The sequence below is a fragment of the Allorhodopirellula heiligendammensis genome, assembly GCF_007860105.1.
GTDB classification, from domain to species: domain Bacteria; phylum Planctomycetota; class Planctomycetia; order Pirellulales; family Pirellulaceae; genus Rhodopirellula; species Rhodopirellula heiligendammensis.
In genome coordinates, this window is the sequence record NZ_SJPU01000003.1 from 32802 (window position 1) to 57616 (window position 24815).

Annotated in this window: 19 protein-coding genes; 8 read left to right on the plus strand and 11 right to left on the minus strand. The window is 58.0% G+C overall.

The genetic code is table 11. The annotated features are described in order from the left end of the window. Positions 1–52: 52 nt before the first annotated feature. The 3 genes from Poly21_RS20170 to Poly21_RS20180 all read right to left on the minus strand — a co-directional run bounded on the left by Poly21_RS20170 (position 53) and on the right by Poly21_RS20180 (position 3962). On the minus strand, positions 53–2047 hold the full coding sequence (locus tag Poly21_RS20170) for a mu-protocadherin (protein ID WP_146408888.1): 1995 nt from the start codon (positions 2045–2047) through the stop codon (positions 53–55). 205 nt (positions 2048–2252) lie between these two features. Beyond that, the gene (locus tag Poly21_RS20175) at positions 2253–2951 is read right to left on the minus strand and encodes a YMGG-like glycine zipper-containing protein (RefSeq protein ID WP_146408889.1); all 699 of its coding nucleotides are present in this window, start codon (positions 2949–2951) and stop codon (positions 2253–2255) included. Positions 2952–3188: 237 nt separating this feature from the next. After that, complete coding sequence (locus Poly21_RS20180) at positions 3189–3962, minus strand: sensor histidine kinase (RefSeq protein WP_146408890.1); 774 nt, start codon at positions 3960–3962, stop codon at positions 3189–3191. Between the two features lie 177 nt (positions 3963–4139). Between Poly21_RS20180 and Poly21_RS20185 the strand changes: the two genes are divergently transcribed. The 3 genes from Poly21_RS20185 to Poly21_RS27770 are packed head-to-tail and all read left to right on the plus strand — an operon-like array spanning position 4140 to position 6943. Next, positions 4140–5408: an LL-diaminopimelate aminotransferase gene (locus Poly21_RS20185; RefSeq protein WP_146408891.1), complete on the plus strand. Its 1269-nt coding sequence runs from the start codon at positions 4140–4142 to the stop codon at positions 5406–5408. Continuing rightward, the gene (locus Poly21_RS20190) at positions 5396–6610 is read left to right on the plus strand and encodes a chorismate synthase (RefSeq protein WP_146408892.1); all 1215 of its coding nucleotides are present in this window, start codon (positions 5396–5398) and stop codon (positions 6608–6610) included. Before Poly21_RS20185 ends, Poly21_RS20190 begins: the two co-directional genes overlap by 13 nt. Positions 6611–6634: 24 nt before the next feature. Beyond that, complete coding sequence (locus Poly21_RS27770) at positions 6635–6943, plus strand: hypothetical protein (protein WP_302119854.1); 309 nt, start codon at positions 6635–6637, stop codon at positions 6941–6943. A 111-nt stretch (positions 6944–7054) separates the two neighbouring features. On the opposite strand, the gene Poly21_RS20195 is transcribed toward Poly21_RS27770, so the two are convergent. After that, positions 7055–8437: an EF-hand domain-containing protein gene (locus Poly21_RS20195; protein WP_146408893.1), complete on the minus strand. Its 1383-nt coding sequence runs from the start codon at positions 8435–8437 to the stop codon at positions 7055–7057. 406 nt (positions 8438–8843) lie between these two features. Between Poly21_RS20195 and thrS the strand changes: the two genes are divergently transcribed. Beyond that, entirely contained in the window at positions 8844–11051 is a 2208-nt protein-coding gene (gene thrS, locus Poly21_RS20200) for a threonine--tRNA ligase (protein ID WP_146408894.1), read from the plus strand. A gap of 96 nt (positions 11052–11147) precedes the next feature. Here the strand turns inward: thrS and mutL are convergent, their stop codons facing one another. Both mutL and Poly21_RS20210 read right to left on the minus strand, forming a co-directional pair. Continuing rightward, entirely contained in the window at positions 11148–13256 is a 2109-nt protein-coding gene (gene mutL, locus Poly21_RS20205; protein WP_146408895.1) for a DNA mismatch repair endonuclease MutL, read from the minus strand. Between the two features lie 219 nt (positions 13257–13475). After that, positions 13476–14489, minus strand: a complete 1014-nt coding sequence (locus Poly21_RS20210; protein ID WP_302119857.1) for a hypothetical protein — start codon at positions 14487–14489, stop codon at positions 13476–13478. Positions 14490–15136: 647 nt separating this feature from the next. Between Poly21_RS20210 and Poly21_RS20215 the strand changes: the two genes are divergently transcribed. Beyond that, the gene (locus tag Poly21_RS20215; protein WP_302119859.1) at positions 15137–16837 is read left to right on the plus strand and encodes a hypothetical protein; all 1701 of its coding nucleotides are present in this window, start codon (positions 15137–15139) and stop codon (positions 16835–16837) included. 270 nt (positions 16838–17107) lie between these two features. Here the strand turns inward: Poly21_RS20215 and Poly21_RS20220 are convergent, their stop codons facing one another. From Poly21_RS20220 to Poly21_RS20230, 3 genes are all read right to left on the minus strand, one after another. Next, entirely contained in the window at positions 17108–18133 is a 1026-nt protein-coding gene (locus tag Poly21_RS20220; RefSeq protein ID WP_146408897.1) for an NHL repeat-containing protein, read from the minus strand. Between the two features lie 190 nt (positions 18134–18323). Next, positions 18324–19487: an SPFH domain-containing protein gene (locus tag Poly21_RS20225; protein WP_302119861.1), complete on the minus strand. Its 1164-nt coding sequence runs from the start codon at positions 19485–19487 to the stop codon at positions 18324–18326. Between the two features lie 30 nt (positions 19488–19517). Beyond that, on the minus strand, positions 19518–21353 hold the full coding sequence (locus Poly21_RS20230) for a TIGR03960 family B12-binding radical SAM protein (protein ID WP_146408898.1): 1836 nt from the start codon (positions 21351–21353) through the stop codon (positions 19518–19520). Between the two features lie 266 nt (positions 21354–21619). Between Poly21_RS20230 and nirD the strand changes: the two genes are divergently transcribed. Next, the gene (gene nirD / locus Poly21_RS20235) at positions 21620–21937 is read left to right on the plus strand and encodes a nitrite reductase small subunit NirD (protein ID WP_146408899.1); all 318 of its coding nucleotides are present in this window, start codon (positions 21620–21622) and stop codon (positions 21935–21937) included. Here the strand turns inward: nirD and Poly21_RS20240 are convergent. Beyond that, complete coding sequence (locus Poly21_RS20240) at positions 21934–22890, minus strand: cytochrome c (protein ID WP_146408900.1); 957 nt, start codon at positions 22888–22890, stop codon at positions 21934–21936. The two genes, nirD and Poly21_RS20240, sit on opposite strands and share 4 nt — an antisense overlap. 203 nt (positions 22891–23093) lie before the next feature. Then, positions 23094–23546 (minus strand): bis(5'-nucleosyl)-tetraphosphatase, encoded by a 453-nt coding sequence (locus Poly21_RS20245; protein ID WP_146408901.1) that lies wholly within the window; start codon positions 23544–23546, stop codon positions 23094–23096. Between the two features lie 67 nt (positions 23547–23613). Here Poly21_RS20245 and Poly21_RS20250 point away from each other — a divergent pair, with 67 nt between their 5' ends. Both Poly21_RS20250 and Poly21_RS20255 read left to right on the plus strand, forming a co-directional pair. Beyond that, positions 23614–24231: a cob(I)yrinic acid a,c-diamide adenosyltransferase gene (locus Poly21_RS20250; RefSeq protein ID WP_146408902.1), complete on the plus strand. Its 618-nt coding sequence runs from the start codon at positions 23614–23616 to the stop codon at positions 24229–24231. A 244-nt stretch (positions 24232–24475) separates the two neighbouring features. Beyond that, positions 24476–24814, plus strand: coding sequence for a P-II family nitrogen regulator (locus tag Poly21_RS20255; RefSeq protein WP_146389333.1), 339 nt, complete (start codon positions 24476–24478; stop codon positions 24812–24814). Position 24815 lies beyond the last annotated feature (1 nt).

The following is a 24815-nucleotide window of genomic DNA, read 5'->3' on the forward strand; positions in this document are numbered from 1 at the left end:
ACCTATTGGCCGCCGGACGCGAGTCGCTAGCCACAAATCACCAGTCGCTGGTTTAGACGCCGCCAGCGAGCGATCCGCCGCTCACCGAGGCTCGCTTCGCAGCGACCATCTCGCGAAATTGGACACGCAGATTTTTTAGCCAATACAACAGATACAGGTTGCCGACGACAGAGAGCAGTAACAACGCATTGAAGATTGGCTGGGCAGCGACTTGCTTGAGTTCGCCATCGAATTCGCCTGCTCCTGAACCTGCGGAGGTCGTCTGGTCGCCGAACCGGCCCCGGCCCAGTGCCCCATCCGAGGACGAGTCGAGGTCATCTTCGCCGCCCCGTGATCGTCCCTCGATCCGGCTTCCGGTTTCCGCATTGCGTGGGGCGCCGTTGATGCCACCGCTCATTCCGCCATTGAGCCCTGCAAGGTGCGAGTCGGGGTTTCGGGCGTCCGTATTTCTGGGGTAGCGATCCCGCTCGGAGCTGGCATCGGACAACCGATCGCGAGGTGGTTGTACGAGCGGTGTTGTCGAATGACTCCCGGCAGGCCGGTTGTCAGCGAACGGGCCGCCGGCGAAACCAGTGTTTTTCTGCACGCCATCGCGGAGGCTTCCTGGAGGTGTGTTGGATTCGGCGATCGAATCCACCGCCTTAATCAAATGCCCCTGTCGATCAACGCGTCGTCCATATTGGTCCAAGCGATAACCCTGCCGATCGACCGGGTAGCCCTCGGCGTCATAGCTGTAGCCGTTCTTGGGCAATCGTGAAGCCTGGGCGGCGCTGAGGTTGGGGTCGTAATCGAGTTCGCTGCTCGATGCGGTGGTTTGTCGAGTGTCGTCGGCGTAGGCAGATGAGCTGTATCCGCCGTTGGCACTCGGTGGATTGGGGCGACTCGTCGACGAGTTGACTGCCGATTGCAGCCCGGCAGGTAGCTGGCCGAAATTGCCGCCGGCGAACGCGCTTGCTGAACTTGAGGCGGGGCTCGTGGAGGGGCGACCGCGCGACCCATTCAAGGCGTACCAATCTTCGTCGCGGGTCGTTGCGTTCAAAGGTGGTGTCGACGCAGGGCCACTGTAAGAGTTGGTCGACGACGTCGAGGCCGCCATGTTCGGTGGCAGAGAGCTTGATGAGGTCGGTGCCGCTCCATAGCCGGCGGAGCCTCCTGTCGCCGCCGAGGGTGATGAACTGGGCGGGGCACTGCCAAAACTGTTGGTCGATGCGTAGGGCGCCGTCGATGGGCCATTGGACGCTGGGGTCGGAGGCAGTGCTGACGTGCTGCTCTGCGTCAAACGATTTCTCGGATCGTCGGCGTTGTTGGGTGGCAGGACCGGGCCATACATCAATCCTTTGGCAGCGTCCTGAATGCCGTTGGTGGCAGACTGGAATTGTGAGTTCGCTGCATCGCCCATCCGCTCAACGCCGGCGTTGAGGTTTTGCTGGATTTGTTGCCGGCTGGCTTCGGTGGTCGCGTTGAACTGTTGGGCGACGTTATTGGCCGCCTCACGGGCGGCCTGCTCTAGACTGCTGTTGTTGAACCCCGTGCTCGGAGGAGGCGCGCTGCCGTAACCGCTCGTGCCGTACCCTGAGCTGCCATATCCGGTGTTGGGAGGAGCACTGCTCGATGCTGGTGTCATGCCGAAGCCACCGGGCATATTCATGCCGCCGCTTTGGGGAGCTGGCTTCATCATTGCTGTGGGGGCCGATGCGCTCACTCCGATGGGGCGCAGGTCGGTGGGGTCGCCCATTGACGGGATCGGCATCGGGATTTGATCGGCCGCAGCAACGGCGTTGAAAGTGCCTGTTTCGACGTCTCGACGAGACAGGTAGTCAGGCGTGATGCGTGGCACATTGCCATTTCCCACCCGGATCACCACCTCACTGACGTGGCCTCGAACCTCGGCCGGGATTTGGCTGGAAATTTCCCCCGTGCGCGCTACCTGCTCCATCTTTTCAGGTGGAATCTGAATGATGTACTTCACGCCGTTCCCATTATCAGGCGTCCACCCATAGGTGATCCCGACGGTCGCAGCCATCAAAAGCATCACAGCGCCACTCATGGCACAATCCTTTGCTGTGTTGAATGATTGGGACAGGCAAAGACAGCCCTTGCAGTCCCGATCGATACAGCCCGCCTTTTCATAAGGCAGCCCGCAGGTCGATCACCCGCCGAAGCGGGTTTCACGACACAATTTATCGCTCTGAGTGAATCCAGGTAAAGCCCGATCGTGGATGAAAATCGGAATTACCCGCGAGTTACTTGATTCAGTGCCCGTAGTAGCGGGGTCGGGCTCGATACACGGGTCCGTAGTGCCGATGATGAACGTGAATAGGCTGCGGTGGAGGAGTCACGTAAACAGGTGTCTCGACGATGGTGGTCGTGGGAACTGCGTTGGCCCCAGCGATTTGGCTTCCCAGGGGAGCTTGCTGCATTGCCGAAATGACGGTTTCACTGACACCTTGTTCGTGCAGCGAGATGATGTCGGAGACGGCTGGCTGGCGCTGGACTCCCCGGGTAGAAATCTGATTCAAAATCACGTTCTGGCTCACGCCACTGCGGCTCATCGCAATCACATCGCTGTAGCTTACCGCGCCAGTGGGCACCTGTTGGGGAGCGTAGGTGGTGGCGGTCATCTGCTGCTGGACTTGGTATTGTCGCTGCTGGGCATACTGTTGGTTTCGATAGGCGACATCTTTATCGTTGGCATTACCCAGCAATCCACCGGCAACGATTCCCACGGCACCACCGATCGCGGCGCCGGCACCGGCTTTGTCACTGTTTTCGCCAATGATTGCCCCGGCAATTGCGCCCGTGAGTCCACCCAGCGTGGCCCCTCGCTGGGTGTTGTTTTGCGCTTGAACTTGAGTAGCTGGTCCACAGGCAAGGCACGTCAGAATCGCGACGACCGTGCCGAGACGACAACCGCGGCCGGAGCCAAACCAAGTCAGAGGATACGATGTCATTTTAGGTCTACCACAGGAGGCGAATATGAGCGGCCAGAGAAGTATTCCTTGTAGAATCGACGCGTGACGGGAATCAACCGCAATTATGTGCCGATTTTTCCGCTTGGGTTAATACCGTCGAGCTATCCGGCAGCAATTAATCCTGGTTTGGCAAGTCCTGAAACTTCACATGCCAGCGGCCGTTGGCTGCGTGAAAAACGAGCTTTCGATCTCGATATCCCAGCCGTGGCGGAACTGCTATCCCAGTCGTGGTGGAACTGGGAACTGAAGGGAGAACTTCGTGCCTCGATTGACTTCGCTTTGCACGCTGATGCGGCCACCGTGAGCCTCGATAATCTTTCGGGCTGTCGGCAGGCCTAGGCCCGAGCCACCATCCTTGGTGCTATAGAATGGCTCGAACATGTGCATCACGGTATTGTCGTCGACTCCGCCGCCCGTATCGATCAAGTCCAAGCTCACGCCGCTGCGATTGCTGTACGTTCGAGCCCACAATTGACCGCCGTCTGGCATCGCCTCCAGCGCATTCTTGACCAAATTCATCAGTGCGGACTGCAATGAATCACTGTGCAGGCGGATCGAGGGAAGATCGGGATCGAGATACTGTTGTAGATCCACTTTCTGCGCGTCCGCTTGGGCCTGATAGGCACCGAGAACCTGTCGCACTTGGTCATTCAAGCTGCCTGAGACGAGATCGATGTGCCGCAACCGGGCGTAGCGGAGGAAATCTCGCAATAACGCTTCCATCCGCTCACACTGATCACGGACCATGTCGACACGAGGCAGACAGCGACGGCTCGCTGCGGTGTCGATTTCAACGAGATCCTCGCTCAGCAGCTCGATATTCATGTGAATGATCGAGAGCGGATTTTTGATTTCATGGGCCAACGACCCCGCCAGCTCCGCGAGTTCCTCGTACTGGCCCTGGACCTCGTCCATTGCCGCCTGATGTCGTGCGGCATCTTTAGCACGGTCATCGATGCGAGTGTGCGGCTCGGAGGGGGGAGGCGTCATCAGATCGATTCGGAGTGTAGCTGGTGGCTGCTTGATTCTTGGCGGCGTAGAAATCCTGCTGCGAATTGTAGCGTGTGCTCGTTTGCCTGGCGTCACCCTCGACGAATTTCCCGCTCCCGACTACAACTATTACCCGTCGAACTCCCCACTTTCCCCTCTTGCAACTTTCCTCTGCCCATGTCGACTGCTGCCGCAACTCAGCCTGAAACGAACGATCCCTACATCCAATCCCTATTCGCGGAGCGAATCGGTGGGGCGAAGTACGGCAAGGGAACAGAGATTTACAAATTCGAGAAGATCAAGCGTGCCAAGCGTAAAGCTCTTGCGGATCATCCCGATCGGCAATTGCTCGATTTCGGTATTGGCGAGAACGATTCGATGGCCCCCGAAAGCGTCCGTCAGACGATGGGGCAGGAGATCAACCGCCTGGAAAATCGCGGCTACGCTGATAATGGCGTCGCCGAGTACAAACAGGCAGCTGCGAGGTTCATGCAGCGCAACTTTGGTGTCCAGCTCGATCCCACTACCCAGATCAACCACTGCATCGGCAGCAAGCCGGCCTACGCGATGCTGCCTGCCTGTTTCATCAATCCCGGTGACATCACGATGATGACCGTTCCCGGTTATCCCGTTGCCGGCACACATACTCGCTACTACGGCGGCGATGTCTACAAGCTACCTCTGCTCGCTGAGAACAACTTTCTGCCCGATCTCGATGCGATCCCCGACGATATCTATCGCCGTACGAAGTTGATGATTTTGAATTACCCCAACTCGCCAACTGGGGGTACCGCTCCGGCGGAGTTCTTCGCCAAGGTAGTCGAACTGGCCAAGGAAAAGGAATTTGTCGTCGTCAATGATGCCGCGCACATCATGCTGACGTTTGATGGCAAACCATACAGTTTCCTGGAGACACCGGGTGCGCTCGATGTCGGAGTCGAAGTCCACTCGATGAGTAAGGGCTACGACATGATTGGCTGGCGGATGGGATTTGTAGCTGGGCACCCACTCGTCGTTCAAGCCTTCGCCGATGTGAAGGACAACAGCGACAGCGGGCAGTTCATCGCGACACAGAAAGCCGCTGCCGCTGCACTTGATGACGATTCGATTCCCACGGCCATTCGTGCCAAGTATCGCCGCCGGATGGAAAAGCTTGTCGCGGTCTTGAACGACGCTGGCTTCGAGGCCTCGATGCCTGGTGGTACGTACTTCTTGTACACGACATCACCAACGGCGACCGCCTCGGGTGAAACGTTTGCGGCCGCTGAGGATGCGACGCGATTCCTGATCGAAGAGCTCGGCATCGTGACCGTGCCCTGGGACGATGCCGGTTCGTTCCTTCGATTCAGCGTCACGTACATGGCCGAAGACGAAGCGGCGGAGGATGCCTTGATGGCCGAGACCGCCAAGCGTCTGGCCGGAGCCGGGCTGCAATGGAAGTCCTAGGCGGCCCGCACTACGCGGTTGCTGGCGCGGGCGAGTCTCATGGGCCCGCCATCACGACGATCATCCACGGCTGCCCGCCCGGACACCGCATTGGTCGCGCGGATGTGCAGCCATACTTAGATCGCCGCCGACCTGGCGGCAATAAGCACGGCACGCCGCGAAACGAAAAAGACAAAGTCGTTTTTTTGTCGGGGTTGTATCAGGATGACGTCAATACGCTGCTCGGCGGTTCAAAATTATCGGTCGCCGTGGACGGCGCCTCGTTTGAAACCGAGGGCTATGAAGACGGGTTCACCACCGGCGAACCGATTGCCGCCATCGTGCTGTCGACCAGTAAAAAGTCTGGCGATTACACCCAGTTCACAGGTCCGGGCGGGGAGGTTCGGCCCGGCCATACCGACCTCGTGAAATACCACCAGTCGCAAGGATTTGTCGATGTGCGAGGCGGCGGGCGGTCGAGCTATCGCAGTACGATCAGTGACGTGATCGGTGGCAGTGTGGCGCGCATCGTGTTGCAGCAACTCTTTGGAGTCCGCATTCTTTCGTCGATCTGCCAGGTGGGATCGTTGCTGGCGTCCGAGCGACTGGCCGCATCGCTCACTCTGCAGAATGCGGACGCAACGCAGAGCCAACTCGACGCCGCTGAGATCCCATCGATCGACATGGAGTTTGCCTCCGCTGCAGGCGAACTGATCAAAGAAACTCGTCGTCGCGGGGATTCGCTCGGGGCCGCGGTGGAAGTCGTTGCTGTCGGCGTGCCGCCGCTCCTCGGCAGTCCCCTGTATCAAAGTCTCAAGGTCCGTTTAATGGGCGCGCTCGGCGGGCTCAATGCCGTTCAGTCGTGTGAGATTGGCGCCGGCGTGGATGTCATCGAGCGGACCGGTAGCGTCAACAATGACCCGATCCGGCACAGTGGATATCAGGGCAACACCCATGGTGGGCTGCTCGGCGGGATCACGACGGGCAACCCCGTCGTCGCCCGCGTGGGCTTCAAACCCACATCGACAATCAACCTCCCGCAGCAATCCGTGACAAAGGACTTGCGCGAGATCGAATTCGAACTCGCCAAAGGTCGCCACGATCCCTGTGTCGGCGTCCGTGCCGGGGTAACGCTCGAGTCTCGTGTCGCGATCGAGCTGCTCAATGCTCTGCTTGGCTATCAAGGCACCGCTCATGCTGGTGACCCGATCGAACTCTTTTAACGGGCTGATCTTGTCCCGCTCCGCATGTCTCTGGTAGACCTGCTTGAAAACCGATCGGAAACTCACTCAACCGGGACCAAAGTCGTGGCGATTATCCTGTGGACGTGTTTATTGGGTTCATTGGCGGCGAACCATGCCGGTCCTCAAGCATCAGGTAGCGACGGGACTGACCGTCAGCTGTTGTTAGAGGATCGCTGTCGCGAGCTGGTGCATCAACCTTTGTTTGACTTTCCGCTGTCCCGTGAGCTCGGTGTGCCGGTCTGGTACGCACCTCATCCACGCCCGCAGAGCGACGCCCCGGTGTGGTCTTTTTCCGTCTCGATCAGCCGTTGATACGCGCATCTATCGCGGCATAGCCGTTCAGGATCGCTTTCGTGATTCCAGCCAACCGGTCGCGGCGAACTGATTCACAGCCGCTGGCTGCGGTGCGGCCGGCTTTGAGCCCTACTTGAGCCGCTGGGACTTAGCTGACAGGAATCCAGCGTATTCTTGCACGGTAATCCGGCCGTCGCCGTCGAAATCGGCACCGGCGGGACTCATCATCATCTTGCTCCATTCACTGGCGGTGAGTGCAAAGTCGCCATTTTCGTCGTAACGCGCGATCATTTTCTTTGCCAGCAAGACAATTTTTTCGCTGGGTGGTTCGCTGGGCATCTCCAACTTTTCGGTGGCGGCGGCGCTGGACGCCGCTGATCCACTTTGCGACGCGAAAGTCGTCGAGCGGCCGGGGGTGTCGCCTTGAGGGGCGGTTCCCGAGCGAGTATCGCTCGCAGTGAGGCCATTGTTGACGCCTTTCAGGACTTCCGAGGCGGTGATCACGCCGTCATGATTAGCATCCCAGCCGTAGAATTCGGATACGAGCACATCGCTCCATTCGGACGTGTATTCGCTCATCGAAACCTGGCCATCGGAGTTCAGGTCACGCTCGCTGAAAAACCGCGGCAGTCCCTCGGGGGCCGTCGCTGAGTACACCCGGTAGGAACGGCGACCTTCGAAATCGACGATGTCCGTTTGGGCCGGATTCTCCTCCTGTCGGCGGGAGTCATCGCGGCGGTCGCGGCGACTGGCTTCTTTCCCATTGCGTTCGACGGCTTCACGGGTGGCGAGTTCCTGGGCGGATAATTTGCCATCGCCGTTGCGGTCAAAATCCATCGGGTTGCCCCAGAATCCACCGCGCCGAATCTCTTCTCCGTCGAGCTGACCGTCTCGATTTCGGTCATAGCGTCTCAGGTTATTGCTGGCTTCTTCGAAGTCCGCATCGCTGGGGGCGACAGCCATGATTTCCGCAGAAGGTCCGAATCCGAGCATTGGCAGCACGGGGATCTCGGCACCGAATCCTGGCACGAGCGGCTCCACAGCCATGGGATCCGCATTCTCGCTGCTGCGGTCATCGCCGCGACCCCGATCATCTCCGCGGCCGCGATCATCGCCCCCCCGGCCTCCACGGTCTCCGCCTTGGCTCCGCATCTTTTCGAACGCTTCAGTGATTTTCGTGAGCGGGATCGGTTGGCCAGGCTTGATGCTGGGGTCAGCCGATTGCATGCGTTCGACAAGGGACCGCATCGGTCCCTCTTGCTCGTCGGGATCGAGCATGCCGTTACCGTTGCGGTCTAATCGCGACAGGAACCCACTCGGACCGCCTCCACGATCTCCGCCTCGGTCACCCCCCCGATCGCCGCCACGGTCACCGCCGAAACCACCGCGATCGCCCCCAAAGCCGCCACGATCACCCCCGCCACGCTGGGCGTGCACCGGCAGCGACCACAGACACGCGACTCCCGCAATCAGGGCTAAACGACGTACGCTAGTAGAGCAGAGGATGGACATGAATCGAATTCGCGATAGAAGGAAAAGTGATGCAGATTTCGAGAGAGTCGAATGAAGAATAGGGTGCGATCTGCGCTCTCTATTCATTTTTTTAACTATTTCATTCCGCGAGGGCGGGAAATCGATGCTGGCGTTGTAACACCGCAGAGGGCGGGTGGGTTTCGCCCACAGAAGAAATTCAGCCAACGATCGTCGCTCGCGATTGTGGATCCTCGGCTCTGTCCGCCCTGCGCAGAGCTCATTCAACCTGCACGAATGGAGTCGCTGGCCTGCATTTTTCGACCGACCCACTTCTTTCAGAAATGCGGGCGAACCGAGGTTTCTCTTTTTCGGTCGAAAACGCTATCCTGGGGCAAGATCGCTGCCGATTTCTCGCTTTTTTCACGTTTTCCCGTATTTACCAAACATGTCTACCGCTTCGGTTCAACACGTTGACGTTCAATTGCCCGATGGCACCACTCACAGTCATTCTGGCGATACCACGGCGATGGACATTGCCCGGGGCATCAGTGACGGTTTGGCCCGCTCCGTCGTGGCCGCTGAGGTGGACGGCAAGATTGTGGATTCATTCCGTCCGCTCGGCGAGGTGGCCGGCGCAGACGGGACGCTGGCGCTCAAACTACTGACTTCGCGTGACTCGTCGGCGCTCGATGTGCTGCGGCACTCGGCGGCCCACGTGATGGCGCGCGCCATCATGCGGCTCTATCAAGGCGTCTCGCTGGCGTTCGGGCCGACCACGTCCGGGGGGTTCTACTACGACTTCGACCTGCCCGAGAAAATCAGCGAGGATGATTTTCCTAAAATTGAAGCCGAAATCAAAAAGATCATCAAGGAAAAAGAGCCGTTCGAGCGATTTGTGCTTGATCGCGACGAGGCGCGCAAACTCTGCGACGATCTTGACCAAGATCTCAAGGTGGAGCACATCGATACGGGGTTGGGCGACCAAGCCACCGTCAGCTTTTATCGTCAGGGTGAATTTGTTGACCTCTGCCGAGGGCCCCATATCCCGCATGCGGGGATGATCAAAGCGATCAAACTGCTGTCCGTGGCGGGCGCCTACTGGAAGGGCGACGCGGCCGGCCGACAGTTACAACGGGTCTACGGCACTGCATTTTTTGACAAGAAGGAACTCGCCGCCTACCTCGAGCAACTAGAAGAAGCCAGGCGCCGCGATCACCGTGTGCTCGGTAAACAGCACGGATTGTTCGCGATCAATCCGGAGGTCGGCCAAGGACTCTGTCTGTGGTTGCCCAAGGGGGCCCGGGTGCGGGTAGCTTTGGAGGATTTCCTGCGGAAGGAGTTGCTCTCACGCGGGTACGATCCCGTTTACAGTCCGCACATCGGTCGCGTCGAATTGTACGAGACCAGTGGCCACTTTCCGTATTATCGCGACAGCCAGTTTGCCCCGTTGTTCGGTACCGAAGTTGGTGGGCTGCTCGATGCGTGGAGCAGTCGGCTCAATGAGGGCAACCTCAGTGGCGATGACGAGGAAAAGTTAATGGCGGCGGCGGAGGTATTCGGGGTCAAACTGCCTCAGTACAAGGCGTCTGCGTCTGCCGATGCCAAACAGAAGGTACTCCATGACTGGCAACTCACCCACGAGCGATATTTGCTCAAACCGATGAATTGCCCGCATCACTGTCAGATCTTTGCCGCCCAGCCGCGATCTTATCGCCAGCTACCGCTGCGATTGTTCGAGTTCGGCACCGTTTATCGGCACGAGCAAACCGGCGAACTGAACGGCATGATGCGGGTGCGTGGTCTGACTCAAGATGACGCTCACATCTTCTGCACCGCTGAGCAAGTTGAAGAGGAGTTCCGCGCTACCATTGAACTGACCAAATTTGTGTTGGAGTCGGTTGGCCTGGACGATTACCGCGTCCAGCTGTCGTTGCGAGATCCCGACAGCAGCAAGTACGTCGGTAGCGAAGCCAATTGGGACCACGCTGAAAGCGCCCTGCGTGGTGTGCTGCAGCATTCCGGTTTGGAGTTCAACGAGGAGCCTGGCGAAGCCGCGTTCTACGGACCGAAGGCTGACTTTATGGTTCGAGACTGCATCGGTCGTTCGTGGCAACTCGGAACGGTGCAGTTGGACTATAACTTGCCGCAGCGGTTCAAGCTCGAGTACAAAGGCAACGACAACGCGACCCATCAACCTGTCATGATCCACCGCGCCCCGTTCGGATCGCTTGAGCGATTTACCGGGATGTTGATCGAGCATTTTGCCGGGGCTTTCCCGATGTGGCTATCGCCCGAACAGGTCCGCGTGCTGCCGCTGAGTGACAAGTCGCTTGACTATGCCGTTGCGGTTGCCAAGCAACTTGACGAGGCGGGACTGAAGGTCACCGTGGATTCGCACGACGGCAAGGTGCAGGCGAAAATCCGCAATGCCCAGCTCGACTTGGTCAATTACATGGCCGTCGTGGGGCCCAAGGAAGCCGAGAGCGGACACGTGGCCCTCCGTGACCGCATCGATGGGGACCTTGGTTCCATGCCCGTCGCCGAAGCGATCGCTCGGTTGACCGACGAAATCAAGAACCGAACCGTTCGCCAAGCCGTGCGATCATCGAGTGTATCGGTCGCTGAATCGGGTGAAACGTCGCACGAGTATTGAGAGGGTCGGTCGGACATCGGGTCGACCAGACCCCGTGCGAAAATAAGGACAGCGCCGGTGCGGATACTCCCGATGGGCGGAGCCGCCGGTTGACGCTTAAACCGTCACGCGTCCGCGAGGTCCGAGGCGGCCGAACATGCGATCGAGTTCGTCGCGACTGAAGAACAAAGCCGTCGGCCGTCCGTGCGGGCAGTGGTGCGTGTCTTGGTAAAGATCTTTCTGTTCGAGCAAACTGACGATCTCCTCTGGCGAGAGCGGGTCGCCCGCTTTCACAGCAGCCTTGCACGCCACCGTGCTGAGCAGATGGTTCAGCAAGTCATAGGGATTGGGATCGCGGCCGGCGCCCATCACCGATTCTAAAATCGTTCGCAGCATCTCTGCGGGATCCTTGTTCGGCATGATCGCCGGATAGGATTGGATCAGAATGGTCTCACCACCGAAGTCCTCGATTTCTAATCCGATCCGCGCAAGCGTCTCTTTGACTTCAAGTGCCGCGACGCGTTCTGCGGGTGTTAGGGAAACGGGCTCAGGGACGAGCAATCGCTGGGCTTCCAAGGACCCGTTCTCGCCCAACACTTTTTTACAGACGCGTTCGTAGAGCACTCGCTCATGCAAGGCGTGTTGGTCGATGACAACCATTCCCTTGTCGTCCTGCGTGACCAAATAGCGATTGTGAACTTGGAAGCCGAGATAACAAACACTCGGGCTGACTCCGCCGACGGACTGCATCGTCGATGGTTGCGCGTCGCCGCCGGACGCAGACTCGGCGTTGTCCCCAGTCCTGTCCTGGGCGCCAACACTGCCGGGAGGTATGGGCGCATTGCCGGTGGATTCATCCCCGTCCCAAGGTGCACGCGTTGGAGCGTGCTGTACGTCTCCGCCAAAGGGCCGGAACTCGGGAGCACCGCCGAGCGCTGTCGTATGGGCAGTGGTTGCCGGTGACAAAGAGGAATCGATCCGATGGGTGGTCGTCGAGATGGATTGATCACGCGGTGCGTCACGCCCGGTACGCGCCCAATCAATGACTGCCTGCCGCTGACCATCCACTTCACGAGCTGGCATGCCCATGACAGATTCTCCACGCGATCGCAAAGCATCGCCGGTGACCGGTTCGGGGGCCGGTGCCGAACTGACACGGTGTGTCATGTCGGTGGATAGGAATCTTTGCCGGAGCGTTTGCAGTAACCGACTGTAGACACGGCCACTGTCAGTGAAACGCACCTCCAGTTTCGCCGGATGCACATTGACATCGATCATTTCAGGCGGCATCGTCATTCGTAGGAAACAGACGGGGTGACGGCCCACCATCAACAGTCCTCGGTAAGCTTCACCGAGCGCGTGTTGCAATGCCCGATCCCGGATATGCCGCCCATTGAGAAACAGGTACTGCATACGGTTGTTGCCTCGGCTGACGGCGGGGTCGCAGGCGAAGCCAAATATCTTCACTTGAGCGTCGTCGCTCTCGATCAAGATCAACGACTCCGAAATCTCGGTACCGAAGAAAGCTTCGATCCGATCTGCCCAACGTGGCGTGGGCAATAAGTCGAACATCTCCTTGTCACCGTTGCGCAGCACAAAGTGAACTTTGGGGTTCGCCAGTGCCAAGCGGGTGAATGCTTCGACGATGTGTCCGCGTTCCGTTTGCGGAGTCTTCAGAAATTTTCGCCGCACAGGTGTGTTGAAGAACAGATTGCGGACTTCGATGGTCGTCCCGACTGGACATCCGCAGGGGCCCGGGGACTCGATGACACCACCGCGAATGTCTATTTGACTGCCGCTGGGAGTGCCTTCGGCGCGACTGCGGATGGTCATCTGCGACACGCTGGCGATCGACGCGAGCGCTTCCCCGCGGAACCCCAGCGTGCCAACGTGAAACAGCGAATCGTCTTCAGGAAGTTTACTGGTCGCGTGGCTGGTCACTGCCAATGGCAATTGATCGGCGGTCATGCCGCAGCCGTCATCGCTGATCCGGATCATTTCGACGCCGCCACCCGCGATCGTCAGCTCGACGCGCGAGGCACCCGCGTCAATGCTGTTTTCGAGCAATTCCTTGACGACGGAGGCCGGACGCTCAATCACCTCGCCGGCGGCAATCTGGTTAACCAGTTGCGGCGGCAGCTGCCGGATGATCCTCGGCCCCGTGGGCGGCGCCGGGACAGAAGCAGAGGAGTCGGTCGCCGGTTCGTTGGAGGTGATCGCGTTCATGCCCTTGAATGTAACGGATCAAGGGCTGGGGACAATCGCAAACGTGGAGTAGGCGAGTCTCCCCGAGACTCGCAGATCTGAATATGCAGGTGAGCGTACTTAGATCGCACCTACTTCCGAGGACCGGCGTGCGAGAGCCGGTTTCTGAATGTTGGCTGCTGAGTCGCGGAGAGATTCGGCGACTGACAACTCGGCAAATAGGGGTGCTCGCAAACTCGTTCAGCGCTGCTGGCGAGTTGGCCGGCCTGCCGTTTGGATGCCGCCTTTGGGCCGCAGTAAGTACACCTTGGGATCATCAATGATGAATGAGGTACTCCAACGCTGGCCATCGTCTGCACTACAGATGTTGTAGAAGAACGTTCGCATCCGTTCGGCGCGATAGTTGTATGGGAATTGGCTGGTGATGTAGTCGTCTTCAGTCAGTTCCTCGACGCCGGGCGACGCATAATAGTGGACCATTCCATCGGGTGTGACGCTCATGCCGAGTGTCCACCAACCGGTGGTGGTGATCTGGGGGCCGCGGAAATCGCCTCCGTTCTTATTGCTGCGAATGCGTAGGTAAGCATAGTCGGCATCGCGGCTGGGATGATCTTTGCTTTCAAATTCGATGAACATGCCCGGCCAGTAAATCTCGTTGCCGAGCTCTTCGACTTTGCGTTTAAAGATCCCTACCTCCTGTTCGATCATGGCGGTGGTTTCCAATCCCAAGCGGAAACCGAAGTGTGGTCCAGATCGGTTTTCCCACTGGGCAACTGGTGGCAGGAAGACCCGCGTCGTCACGCTGGGGGCTTCGGAGATATCGATCCGCCGTCCCAGCCGATTGTGGATATTGCAGATGAAATCGTCTTGATGCATCGTGCCGCTGGCTCGACCCGGAATGCCGGTGAACTTGCTTCGCAGCAGCATCGATCCGGTGCTACCAGGGATGCCTCCAGGTGGTGTCGCGACCCGTTCGACGACATCGGGATGACCTCGTTTGATGCCCTCATACCACCGACCATTGACGCTCTTGCCCAAGGGGCCGCGTTGATTTTTGTCGATATCCTCGGTGCTCTTGGGATTGTTTGGGATGTATCGCCACTGGGCGTCTTCAAAGTCGTCAGCGACGCCGGTCAGTTCCACCCCCGTTCCGGGCACCACGGGCCGCTGCGCCTGGGCTTGTTCGATCATGTTCGTGGAGACCACGCAGGCCACGCAAGCCACGAGAGATTGCCAGCAATTCATCCGATTCATGTTGTCCGTCACTTCCGTTTCAAGATTGTTGAAATGGACACGGCAGGCTGGCAGCAACCACAGTTGCTGTCTTGGATCCAGGACACGCTCGGCGTCAGACGCCCTGCGCAACTCCTGCCGTGACGGAGGCCCCCCTCCAATCCTATCAATCGGAACAATGCGGGCTCAAACTCAAATCAAAAGCGACTGAGTCGACTCGAATAACCCTCGCAATTGCTACTAACTGTCCGATTGGGAGTGGCCATGCAGCACCAATCGCAAAAAGGTGTGGGTTTTTGTACGCTGCCGTCGCGGATCGAATTATGATGTTCTTACGCGGGCGGAAACGCAAACGACAACCTGCTGATGACAACAAGATAACCAGCGTCCCCCCGTGCGAGGCGGGGTCGGCTCCTCGGAGTCGGCCTCGCCTTTTTTCGTAGGCTTTCCCATCCCCAAACCGCGATTTTTGTTGACGGCAGGCTATCCTTCGGTGAATAATGGGTCTGCACCGCAGGCAGCCTCGGTTGTCTTCGTCCTTCTCTCTTTTCGCAGGTGTTGCGTTGCTTTTGCACAACGAGTCTTCAACCGTGTTCGCCGCTCTCCGCTCAGGGCAGCACGCTGAGTCACATGCCACTGGATCAATCGCTGCGCGGACGCCTCGAGTGGTGGCTGCTACACGTAGTCATTCGGATTGGAACGCCAGCGCTCATCGTAGCTGGGCATTCCGGTTGTGGTGGATGATGGCATTGACCGCCGCGGCGTGGTGTTTGCTCGCGGGGATCGCGTCGGCACAGAAATACGACACCTATGAATTTGATAAGAAATACGAAGTCTTCAAGGAGCCCAAAAAAGCGGCGGAGCTGGAGCGTGCGACCAGCCAGCTGAAAACGGCCCGTGATCTCGATAAGATTGACAAGTCGGCGCCGAACTATGCCAAGTTCTATCTCACCGAATACATTCCGTGGAAACTCACCCAAAAAGAGAATTTGGCGGAAGTTAGCTCGACCATCGAGGATTTGCTGAAGGATCTCGATGGTGCCCAGCGGATGTCCAGTGCCGGGGCGCGAACCTTGCTCATAAACACGTTTTTCGGCATGCAACGGATTGCGGAAGGAAATTACATCCCAGCGGCCCGGATCAACGCGATCAACGCCTTGGCTCGACTCAATGCCACGCCGCTGGATATCGCCAATGGGCGACCTCCGCTGCCCCTCAAGCAAAGCTATCCGATACTGTTCAAACTGTATGCGAATGAGAAAGAGAACGACGGCGTGCGAGCAGCGGCCCTGCATGGCATACACCATTACACCCAGTTTGCATTTCCAGTCATGACGGCAGAGGAAAAGAAAGCCCTCGTCGACGAAATGAATAAACTGCTTGCCGCTGAACCACCGCAGTCGCGGGACCCCGAGGCGCACGCTTACCTGCAGCGATTTGCCGTGGATATTTTGAACATTCTCCGCGCTCCCAACGATGAGTCGCTGGGAACCCAGTTGATCAGTATCAGTACCTCGGAAACGCATCCTGACCTGATCGCATTGTATTCCGCTTCCAAGCTCGGTGGAATCAACAGTGGGCTGCAGGGCAAGGTGAAGGATCCCGCAGAAGTTACCAAACAATGGTCGCTGCGGGCTTTCAATGCAATCGAGTCGGAATTAGCTCGTTTCGCGGCCCAAACGCCACCAAAGAAGGCGATGCAGCAGCCCCCGAATCCGATCACATTTCTCCAGAAAAGCGAGACCGCTAAGGAACGCGCTAAACGACAGCGTGCCGCTAGCTCAGGACGCGGTGCTGGTGGTTCGGGAATGGATGCCGAGTATGGCAGCATGGGTGGGGAGTACGACAGCATGGAAGGCATGGGGAGCATGGACATGATGGATAGCTCCTATGGAGAGATGAGCGGATATGGTGATATGGAAATGATGGGCTCAGGAATGATGATGATGCCCCAGATCCCGCCTCAACCGCCCGAAGTGAATCTCTCACGCCGCAAGGTGAGCCTGGTGCTCCAACAACTTCTCCGCGGAGCGACAGGGTCGCCAAAGGGAAAGATTGGCGAAAAACCATCAGGATTGATGGCGGGCGTTGACCAGGCAGACCAGGCAGTGATTCAAGAATGGGTCGCAACGATGTTGGAAGTCGTCGCCGCGCTCAACGAAGAAAGTTTGTCTGATCTCGAGAAGTGGACCGACGCACTGGAAAGCCAACGGCCCATCTTAGGGGCCTTGGCGGGCGTGGAGGTCACCGCCATCGAAGATCCAGACGAGATCGAGGATCGTCCACTGCTGCCGTTTCCTGGCATGGCAGCGCCCATGGAACCGGCCGCAGAAGCGAATGCCCTGCCAGGCTTGCCGGTCGCTCAGTGATACGGATCTGAATGGTTGCCTCAAGTGTCCAAGATTGATCGGTGATTTCCGCTGGCAATCACCTGGTGATGCCTGAATCAAGAACTCCAGCCACCACGCAGTATGCTTCCGGCGGATAAAGCCAGTTTTTGATTGTTTGTATGTGAACAACGGACTTCACCCTTCCCAAACTATGTCGGGGCGGGTGAGGTCCTGCGAAATGTCTGCCAACAAACAACGCTCAAACTGCACGGACTCTGAACTGGAGTATCTCCGAAAAACCTGGGAGGCTTACTCCTGTTCGGTGATCCGATCGAATCGCAGCACGCGTCCAAAGGTGTTGTACTCGGCAACAAACAAGCTGCCATCTTCATTGACGACAACTCCGTGAGGCGCATTGAGTGTGCCTGGCCGCCATTGCTCAGGTTTGATCGCATTGGTGGCCAATTCATCAGCATGCGTGTTTTCACCCACCGTCAGTACGCGATTGCCCGCCTTGTCGAGAACGCTCACACGACCTTCGATTTCGCCGACGACAGCATAGTCACCCATCAGGGTTACCGCGGCAGGGCGTTTCATGTCAGGGATTGTTCCGAGCACCTCGCCATCGAGCGATAGCATGATCATGCGGCGGTTCTCGCGGTCGCAGCACAAGAGTTGAGGTGGATTGAAGCGGGTGTCGACGACCAGTTTGTGAACCGTCTTGAAGTTGTAGGGGGCTTCCGGACCGCCGAAACTGTGTTGGTATTCACCGTCGGCCGACAAGACGTGGATCAAGTTGTTTCCGTAACCATCGGCGGCAAAAATGCGGCCGTCCGGTGCGGGGACGACACAGGTGATTGTTTTTGACTTGCCCTCGAAATCGTCTGGGGTGAGCTGGAAAACGATTTCACCATCGAGTCGCGTCTTGATGATTCCTTTGCCGTTGTTGTCGGTGCCCAGAATAAATTCGCCTCCGTCGTCAGAGCCAATGACGAATCCATGGACGCGGCCTTTGAAATTTGGCACGTTGCGCAGGTAGCTGCCTGCCGCGGAATACACTTGAATGCCTGGGCGAGGTCCTCCCTGCACGCTGACGTAGACGTCACCTGCTTGACTGACGGCGATGTCGCCGTGCATGTTTCCCAGCGTCGCCATGGGTTCGGGCGGCTTAGCCCATCCCTCGACATATTCAAAATCCAAAGTGGATGGGGCTGCTGCAGCGGGAGACTTCGCCGGGGCGGTGTCAGCGGCATGGGCCCCGGGGGTGCTGAGTACCCCTGCGAGTGTGAGGGAAGCCAGTAGTTTCGAGGCTCGGACGAATCGGGTGCGTGACATGTAGACTGCTTTCCAAAGAGGGGATAAATAGGAATGTGACAGCGGGGGCGGCCCGTGCCGTTGACTCCATCGTAGCGCCGACGTTCACCCTGGCGTGGATGCGTCCTGTGCAGGAGAACTTCGGCCCCACCACGCACCTGCCGTGCTCGCCAAGAGCAGGCCAGGCATGCGTAGGTGACACGGGGGCGCACTAGGGAGCGGGTGGCGGAGGGGGGGGCGTGGCCGAACTGAGTAAATTGCTTAGGGCGGGGACCGTGGCCGCGGCGGACCAGGCTGCCATTCCAGCCGACCAGACCATCGTTTCCCCATTCACTTCGCCGCTGGTGACTCCAGAGCGGATTTGGTCGCTGGTGAACGGCCCTTTGGTCTGCCCGCCTGCGGCGACGTACCATGCGTCGGTGGGTGGTGGCGGTGGAGCCGCAGAACCAGCCGCTGCACCCATCCCAGGCATCATGCGGTTGGCCATGGCCATGCCGAGTCCGAGTCCGAGTCCTTCCGATGCCCCACCTCTGCCACCGCTCTCGGCGGCCGACGTCATGGCTTGGCCCATTTGGTATTGCTGGTAGCGGTTCAGGTCGCCCAGCACTCCCATGCTCGTGCGTGTATCGAGTGCCTTTTCGACCGATTCAGGAAAGGAGATATTGACGATGAAAAGTTGTGGGCAATCCAGCCCGTACTCATCATCAATCCGCTCGACAACCTTTTCGCGCAGTTTGCCTGCGAGTTGCTCGTAATTGCTCGCCAGGTCCAGGGCCGCGATTTGTGAGCTACCGATCAAATCCGCGAATGTGCTTTGAATGACCGATCGCATCAGCGTGTTGACATCGTCAGCGCCGAATTCGCCGTTGGTACCGACAACCTCTTGCAGGAGCGCCTTCGGGTCCACGGCTTTGAGCGTGTAAGTGCCGAAGGCGCGAATCCGGATGGGACCAAATTCAGGGTCACGCAGCATAATCGGGTTGGGCGTGCCCCATTTCAAATCCGTCAGTTGCCGTGTGCTGACGAAGTACACCTCTGCCTTGAAAGGGCTCTCAAAGCCGTATTTCCAGCTCTGGAGTGTGGTCATGACCGGCATGTTGGCGGTGGTCAACTCGTAGTGGCCGGGTGGATAGACATCCGCAATTTCGCCCTGGTATACGAACACGGCAACTTGGCCGGGCCGCACAATCAATTGAGCCCCGTTCTTAATCTCGTTGCCGTGCCGGGGGAATCGCCACATCAGAGTGTGGTGTGAATCGTCGATCCATTCGATGATATCGATCAACTCGGATCGAATCATGTCAAACAATCCCATTTGGATTCCTTCGTTTTGATGGTGTAGAGAGGCGAAACCGGCGTCATGAGTATAAAGCATGGCGTATGGTTTCGGGGGGCGAGGGAGGTTTTATACCGCTCCGGCCATGTCGGCGAGTTGGATATTGGCGCGGGTCTGTTCTTTTTCCAGGTAGGCCCGACCGAACTTTACGTTGACGTGGTCCCAGGGGAGTTTGTGAAGCAGTTCGTATTTCTGATGCACGATGGCGTCGACATCGAGTCCCGCATCGGCGATCGCGGTCCACCAACGCTGCGGATCAAGGTGTTCGGTCCAGCCGTCCATGCGGGCACCGCGTTCCCAAGCCAATCGGATTGCTTTTCCGGTGCGGCGGTCGCCCCGGCTGAGCACGCCTTCGAGCAGACTTGTTTCAATGTCGTGGCACTTGATGTTCACGCTACGGATCTGGCGTCGGCTGTACAGATACTGATGTGCCCATTGAAAATACTCTCGCGATTGCATCCCGTTCCACTGGTAGGGCGTGTGAGCCTTGGGGACGAAATTAGAAACGCTCGCGGTCACTCGGGCGTTGCGCCCGTTAACCTCCTTGCCAACCGTAGCGATGGCTTCGGCGAGGTCGACGATCCCGTCCAAGTCAACTTGGCGTTCGCCTGGCAGTCCGCACATGAAGTACAACTTGACGCTTTCAAATCCATTTTGAAACGCCGCCCGACACCCGTCGATGAGATCGCTATTCTTAATTTTTTTGCGAATCTGCTCACGCATGTCATCGCGGGCAACTTCCGGTGCCAGCGTCAAGGATCGGCGTCGATCGCTGCCAATCAACTCAGGTAGACTGCGCAACTGATCGTTGACCCGGAGACTTGGAACGGTGATGTTGACACCGAGCGGCCGAAAAACGTCATGGAGACGGCGGATCAAAGGTTCAAAATGCGGATAGTCACTGCTCGATAGTGACAGCACACTGATTTCGTTGTATCCCGTGTTTCGGTAGCTCTCGAGAGCTGCGTCGACAATCGTGTCGACTTCGCGAATCCGCAGCGGTCGTTTGATCACGGTGCTTTGGCAGAACCGGCAGAGGTGGGGACAGCCACGCATGATCTCGATGGCGATGCGATCGTGAACACATTTGACATAGGGAACGATCGGCGCCGTCGGTAGTGGGATGCCATCGAGATCCGAGATGACACTCGGGGCGATCGTTTCAGGGACGTCATCGCGAGTGCGTGAGATTGCGGCGATGCGGTCATCGACGTACTCAGGTGTATAGAATCGCGGGACATACGCAAACTCTAGACTCGCGGCGATTTTTGCTAACGCATCGCTACGTTGGCGACGCCCCTCGGCACCGCTGGCGAAACTGCCGTCGGCGCCGCGCGCAGCGTCTCGGAGCTCCACCCAAGCATCACAGATCTCCGGCAATGCAGGTTCTCCGTCACCGGTGATCATCACATCGAAGTAATCCGCCATCGGCTCGGGGTTCTGGCAGCACGGGCCACCGGCGACCAGCAACGGGTCCGCCATCGTGCGATCTTCGGCATGCAAGGCAATTCCTCCTAGGTCGATCATGGTCAACACGTTGGGTGAGCTGATTTCGTATTGCAGCGACAATCCGATCACGTCGAACTCGCTCAGCGGCGTGAAGGTTTCGAGCGTGTAGAGCGGCACCCCATGCTCGCGAAGTTTCGCCTCCATATCGGGCCACGGTGTGAATACGCGTTCAGCGCACCAATCCTCCCGGCGATTGATCAGCGAGTAGAGCACCTGCAGTCCGTGATGGCTCATGCCGATCGTGTAGGCATCGGGAAATCCAATCGCCAGTCGTCCCCGCAGACCCGTATGGTCCTTGACCACGATATTGCGTTCGCCGCCCACGTATTGGGCAGGCATCTGAACGTACGGCAGAATGCGCGATTCGAGCTTGCGTTTGAGCGTATGATTGATCATGACAGTCCATTGGGATAGGGTCTGCGGATTCCCTGCGAGGTGGTAGGATGGGATCGTCTCCCCGTCCGGCACCGATTCATGCCTCTGACACATCGAGCTCAATTTTCCCGAGCTCAACCTTCCGAGGATGCGGGCCAACGCGAATCTGCAGGTGATTCAGAAGAATCTAAGATAAGGTTTCACGGGGAAGGTCACCACCGCCAAGACGTCCTGGGAAACGATCGGTTTCAGCCGACAACCATGACAATAATGAACCCGGAGGAAAGATGAGCGAGTACGAGAGCGTCGGGAAAGTCAGTGATTTCGAAGAGAACGTGGGGCGTGCCGTCGCAGTCAAAAATCGCATGGTGGCGATCTTTCGTAAGGGCGACCAGTGGTATGCGATTGACGACATGTGCCCGCATATGGGGGCATCGTTAGCGGAAGGTTATGTCGAGGAGAATACGGTCACCTGCCCGTGGCATGCGTGGCGTTTCTGCATTGTCGATGGCACCTGGGAGGACAATCCACGCACCAAAGTCGATTGTTTTGATATCAAGGTCGAGAACGGCCAGGTCTGGGTACGCGAAAAAAGCGGTGACTAGCGATATTGCTCGTGGCAGTTAGCGCAAGATTGGGTGATCTTACCAACTCCACCTCGCACCGCCTCGAAATCTTGCCGCTCAATTGCCGACACCACTGAGAGTGCGGCCGTACTCATCTCATGGCTCAGTGTGGCGTAGTCGTCGTCCTCGGAGTCGTCCATGCCGTCTTTGGTCAATACTTCGCCGACCATTGCTAGCAATTCCGCATTCTTGCGTAGTTTGTCGACATTTTCCGCGGCCGTCGCAGCGTCATTGGACTGGTCGCTGAGCTGATCAACCAATAGCTGACAGTATTCCATGAGCGGCGAACGATCAACGATCATGGACCAATCATTTTCTTGGTCGCTCGTCTTGGCTGCGGTTAAGCCCGCCCCCGATACGAGGTCCTGCAGGTCAGCTTTGCGGAGTTGCGCTTCGTTGAACACGGGAGTGGATCCGGCGGCGCAATTGCGGGCCGTCTTGGCGACCAGGTCTCGGGCTGTTTTCGCGTCCGATTTCCATCTGACATCGCCTGAGTATTCGGAGATGACTGCGAACAGCGACGCCAGGATCGAGAGATTTAACCGTGCGTCCTGATATCCGCCACTGTTGAACGCGCCCGGCGTGGTCAATCCTGCATCAAACTTTAACTTGACTCGTTTGACCTCATCTTCGAGTGAGAGGGGCGAAATGAGTTTGTTCCAGCCGTGGCCACTCGCTGCGCTGTCCTCGGTGGCGGCAGCTTCAGACTGCGCGATCGCGGTTGCCGCATGAAGTTCACGCAGGCTCGATAAGGTTGGTCGGTCGCCCCGAAACGCAGTCGACATCTCGGAGAAAAAGATGCGGGATGTGACGGCGTCGTCGAACTGTGGTGGACGTGCCCGCTGTGTCTGCGCCTGAGCGGGGCTCACCGCGATCACAACCAATCCCCAAACGGCCAGCATCAGGGGTAATAGAGGCAGATGGTGACGCATGGAATCTTCTTCGAGAAATAGGGATGTTTGCCCGGTGAACGGTCAGCCTTGGCATTCGACACCGAGTAACCTCGCTCACCACCGAGGAGCTGGGTTCGCCAACGCGTCAATGCCACACCTTGGTGAGTTTGCGAGGTCAAACTCGACGTGGCTGACCGAGTCGACAGGGTACTTCACGGATCGCTTTGGCATGTCAAACTCGGCTAACTACCATCAGCTAGGTGTGCGGCTACCGCTGCGAGTAGCGGATCGATTGTTTGCGATTGAATTTGATGAGGTGGTGACCAAGCGAACCACTCGTAGGCATCGTGCTCGCTGACTTCAATTCTAACAGCAGCAGGCAGGCGTGCCAAAAAGTACCTCACCTTCTTGGCGAAAACTTTGCCGGGATATTTGCGGTAAGTCACGTCATAGTTGAGGTCAAAACGAAAGCGATCGTCGAATTGACATATTTTAGAATCGAGACCCGTTTCCTCCTGCATTTCTCGTTGGGCAGTTTCCAAGTACGATTCTTTGCCGTCGCAATGCCCCTTCGGCAGATCCCACCGATCGGGGTGCCTCATGAGCAAAAATCGGGGTTGGGGCTCCTGAGTCAACAGCAGAACACCTGCCGCGCGGACGGGGGACTTCTTCGGTATCGGCATCGGCACCTCCATCCTGTTTCGTTTCCACCGCCGTTGCGATCCGCTCAGTCGGCGACAATTTGTATGGTAACATCCTCGAATGAAAATTTACACACGTACCGGCGACGCTGGCACCACCGGGTTGTTCGGTGGGCCCCGCGTGCGCAAGGACCATGCGCGGATTGAGGCCTATGGGACGGTGGACGAACTCAACGCCAGTTTGGGCTGCATCCGCAGTACATTGGGTGATGAATGTGCGAGACGGGCTGGAGACGTCGCGACGACGAAATCCCTGCAGCAATTCGACGATTGCTTTGCCCTTGTCCAGCACGAGCTGTTTTCGCTGGGAGCTGAGCTCGCATCGCCCCGTCCTGACGAGTTCCATTTACGGGTCATCGGAGCTGAGCATATCGAACGGCTCGAACGGTGGATCGATCATTCGGAAAGTCGCCTGCCACCACTCAAGGAATTCATTCTACCGGGCGGTTCGTCACTGACGGCGCAGATTCACGTTGGGCGTGCGGTCTGCCGTCGCAGTGAACGCCGAGTGATCACGTTAGCGGAATCCGCTGGTCTCGAAGCACCGATCAGTCCCGAAGTCGTCATCTACTTAAATCGCTTGAGTGATTGGCTGTTTGTCGCCTCGCGGGACGTCAATCGCATTCTCGGGCATGTGGATCAAGCTTGGGTGAAGCCAAAATCAAGCGGAAAGTCTTAAGATGGGCGTCCGGCCTGCCAATGCGCTCGGGGCACGCCTGCCAATGCACTCGGGGCATGCCTGCCAATGCGCTCGGGGCATGCTTGAAGGCAGTCTGGTGATTGAATCGAATCGCAGTGTCAGCCAATAACCTCGTGGATGCCTGCTACCCAATTTCCCCATGATGCGTGTAGAATAGCGTGGGCACCGACGTCCATCGGACCCACCTCACGCACACTCGTTACTTCCGCCGGAGCCCTCAGCCGTGAAAAAAGTCGAAGCAATCGTTCGCCACTTTAAACTTGAAGACGTTAAAAATGCGTTGACCGAGCAAGGCATCCAGGGCATGACCGTCAGCGAAGTCCGCGGGTTTGGTCGTCAAAAGGGGCACACGGAAATTTATCGTGGCACGGAGTACGCCATTGATTTTGTCCCGAAAGTCAAGATCGAAGTGGTTTGCACCAGTGAAAATTTGCAAACCGTGATTGATGCGATTTTGCAAACCGCACAAACCGGACAAATCGGCGACGGAAAGATTTTCGTGACCGATCTGGAAGACTCGATCCGGATTCGCACCGGTGAGCGGGGCGAAGAGGCGCTGTAGG

Excerpts from the sequence above, each read along its gene's own strand:
- Poly21_RS20170 (WP_146408888.1), bottom strand. The coding sequence starts at position 2,047 with ATGAGTGGCGCTGTGATGCTTTTGATGGCTGCGACCGTCGGGATCACC.
- Poly21_RS20175 (WP_146408889.1), bottom strand. The coding sequence starts at position 2,951 with ATGACATCGTATCCTCTGACTTGGTTTGGCTCCGGCCGCGGTTGTCGT.
- Poly21_RS20180 (WP_146408890.1), bottom strand. The coding sequence starts at position 3,962 with ATGACGCCTCCCCCCTCCGAGCCGCACACTCGCATCGATGACCGTGCT.
- Poly21_RS20185 (WP_146408891.1), top strand. The coding sequence starts at position 4,140 with ATGTCGACTGCTGCCGCAACTCAGCCTGAAACGAACGATCCCTACATC.
- Poly21_RS20190 (WP_146408892.1), top strand. The coding sequence starts at position 5,396 with ATGGAAGTCCTAGGCGGCCCGCACTACGCGGTTGCTGGCGCGGGCGAG.
- Poly21_RS27770 (WP_302119854.1), top strand. The coding sequence starts at position 6,635 with ATGTCTCTGGTAGACCTGCTTGAAAACCGATCGGAAACTCACTCAACC.
- Poly21_RS20195 (WP_146408893.1), bottom strand. The coding sequence starts at position 8,437 with ATGTCCATCCTCTGCTCTACTAGCGTACGTCGTTTAGCCCTGATTGCG.
- thrS (WP_146408894.1), top strand. The coding sequence starts at position 8,844 with ATGTCTACCGCTTCGGTTCAACACGTTGACGTTCAATTGCCCGATGGC.
- mutL (WP_146408895.1), bottom strand. The coding sequence starts at position 13,256 with ATGAACGCGATCACCTCCAACGAACCGGCGACCGACTCCTCTGCTTCT.
- Poly21_RS20210 (WP_302119857.1), bottom strand. The coding sequence starts at position 14,489 with ATGAATCGGATGAATTGCTGGCAATCTCTCGTGGCTTGCGTGGCCTGC.
- Poly21_RS20220 (WP_146408897.1), bottom strand. The coding sequence starts at position 18,133 with ATGTCACGCACCCGATTCGTCCGAGCCTCGAAACTACTGGCTTCCCTC.
- Poly21_RS20225 (WP_302119861.1), bottom strand. The coding sequence starts at position 19,487 with ATGCTTTATACTCATGACGCCGGTTTCGCCTCTCTACACCATCAAAAC.
- Poly21_RS20230 (WP_146408898.1), bottom strand. The coding sequence starts at position 21,353 with ATGATCAATCATACGCTCAAACGCAAGCTCGAATCGCGCATTCTGCCG.
- nirD (WP_146408899.1), top strand. The coding sequence starts at position 21,620 with ATGAGCGAGTACGAGAGCGTCGGGAAAGTCAGTGATTTCGAAGAGAAC.
- Poly21_RS20240 (WP_146408900.1), bottom strand. The coding sequence starts at position 22,890 with ATGCGTCACCATCTGCCTCTATTACCCCTGATGCTGGCCGTTTGGGGA.
- Poly21_RS20245 (WP_146408901.1), bottom strand. The coding sequence starts at position 23,546 with ATGGAGGTGCCGATGCCGATACCGAAGAAGTCCCCCGTCCGCGCGGCA.
- Poly21_RS20250 (WP_146408902.1), top strand. The coding sequence starts at position 23,614 with ATGAAAATTTACACACGTACCGGCGACGCTGGCACCACCGGGTTGTTC.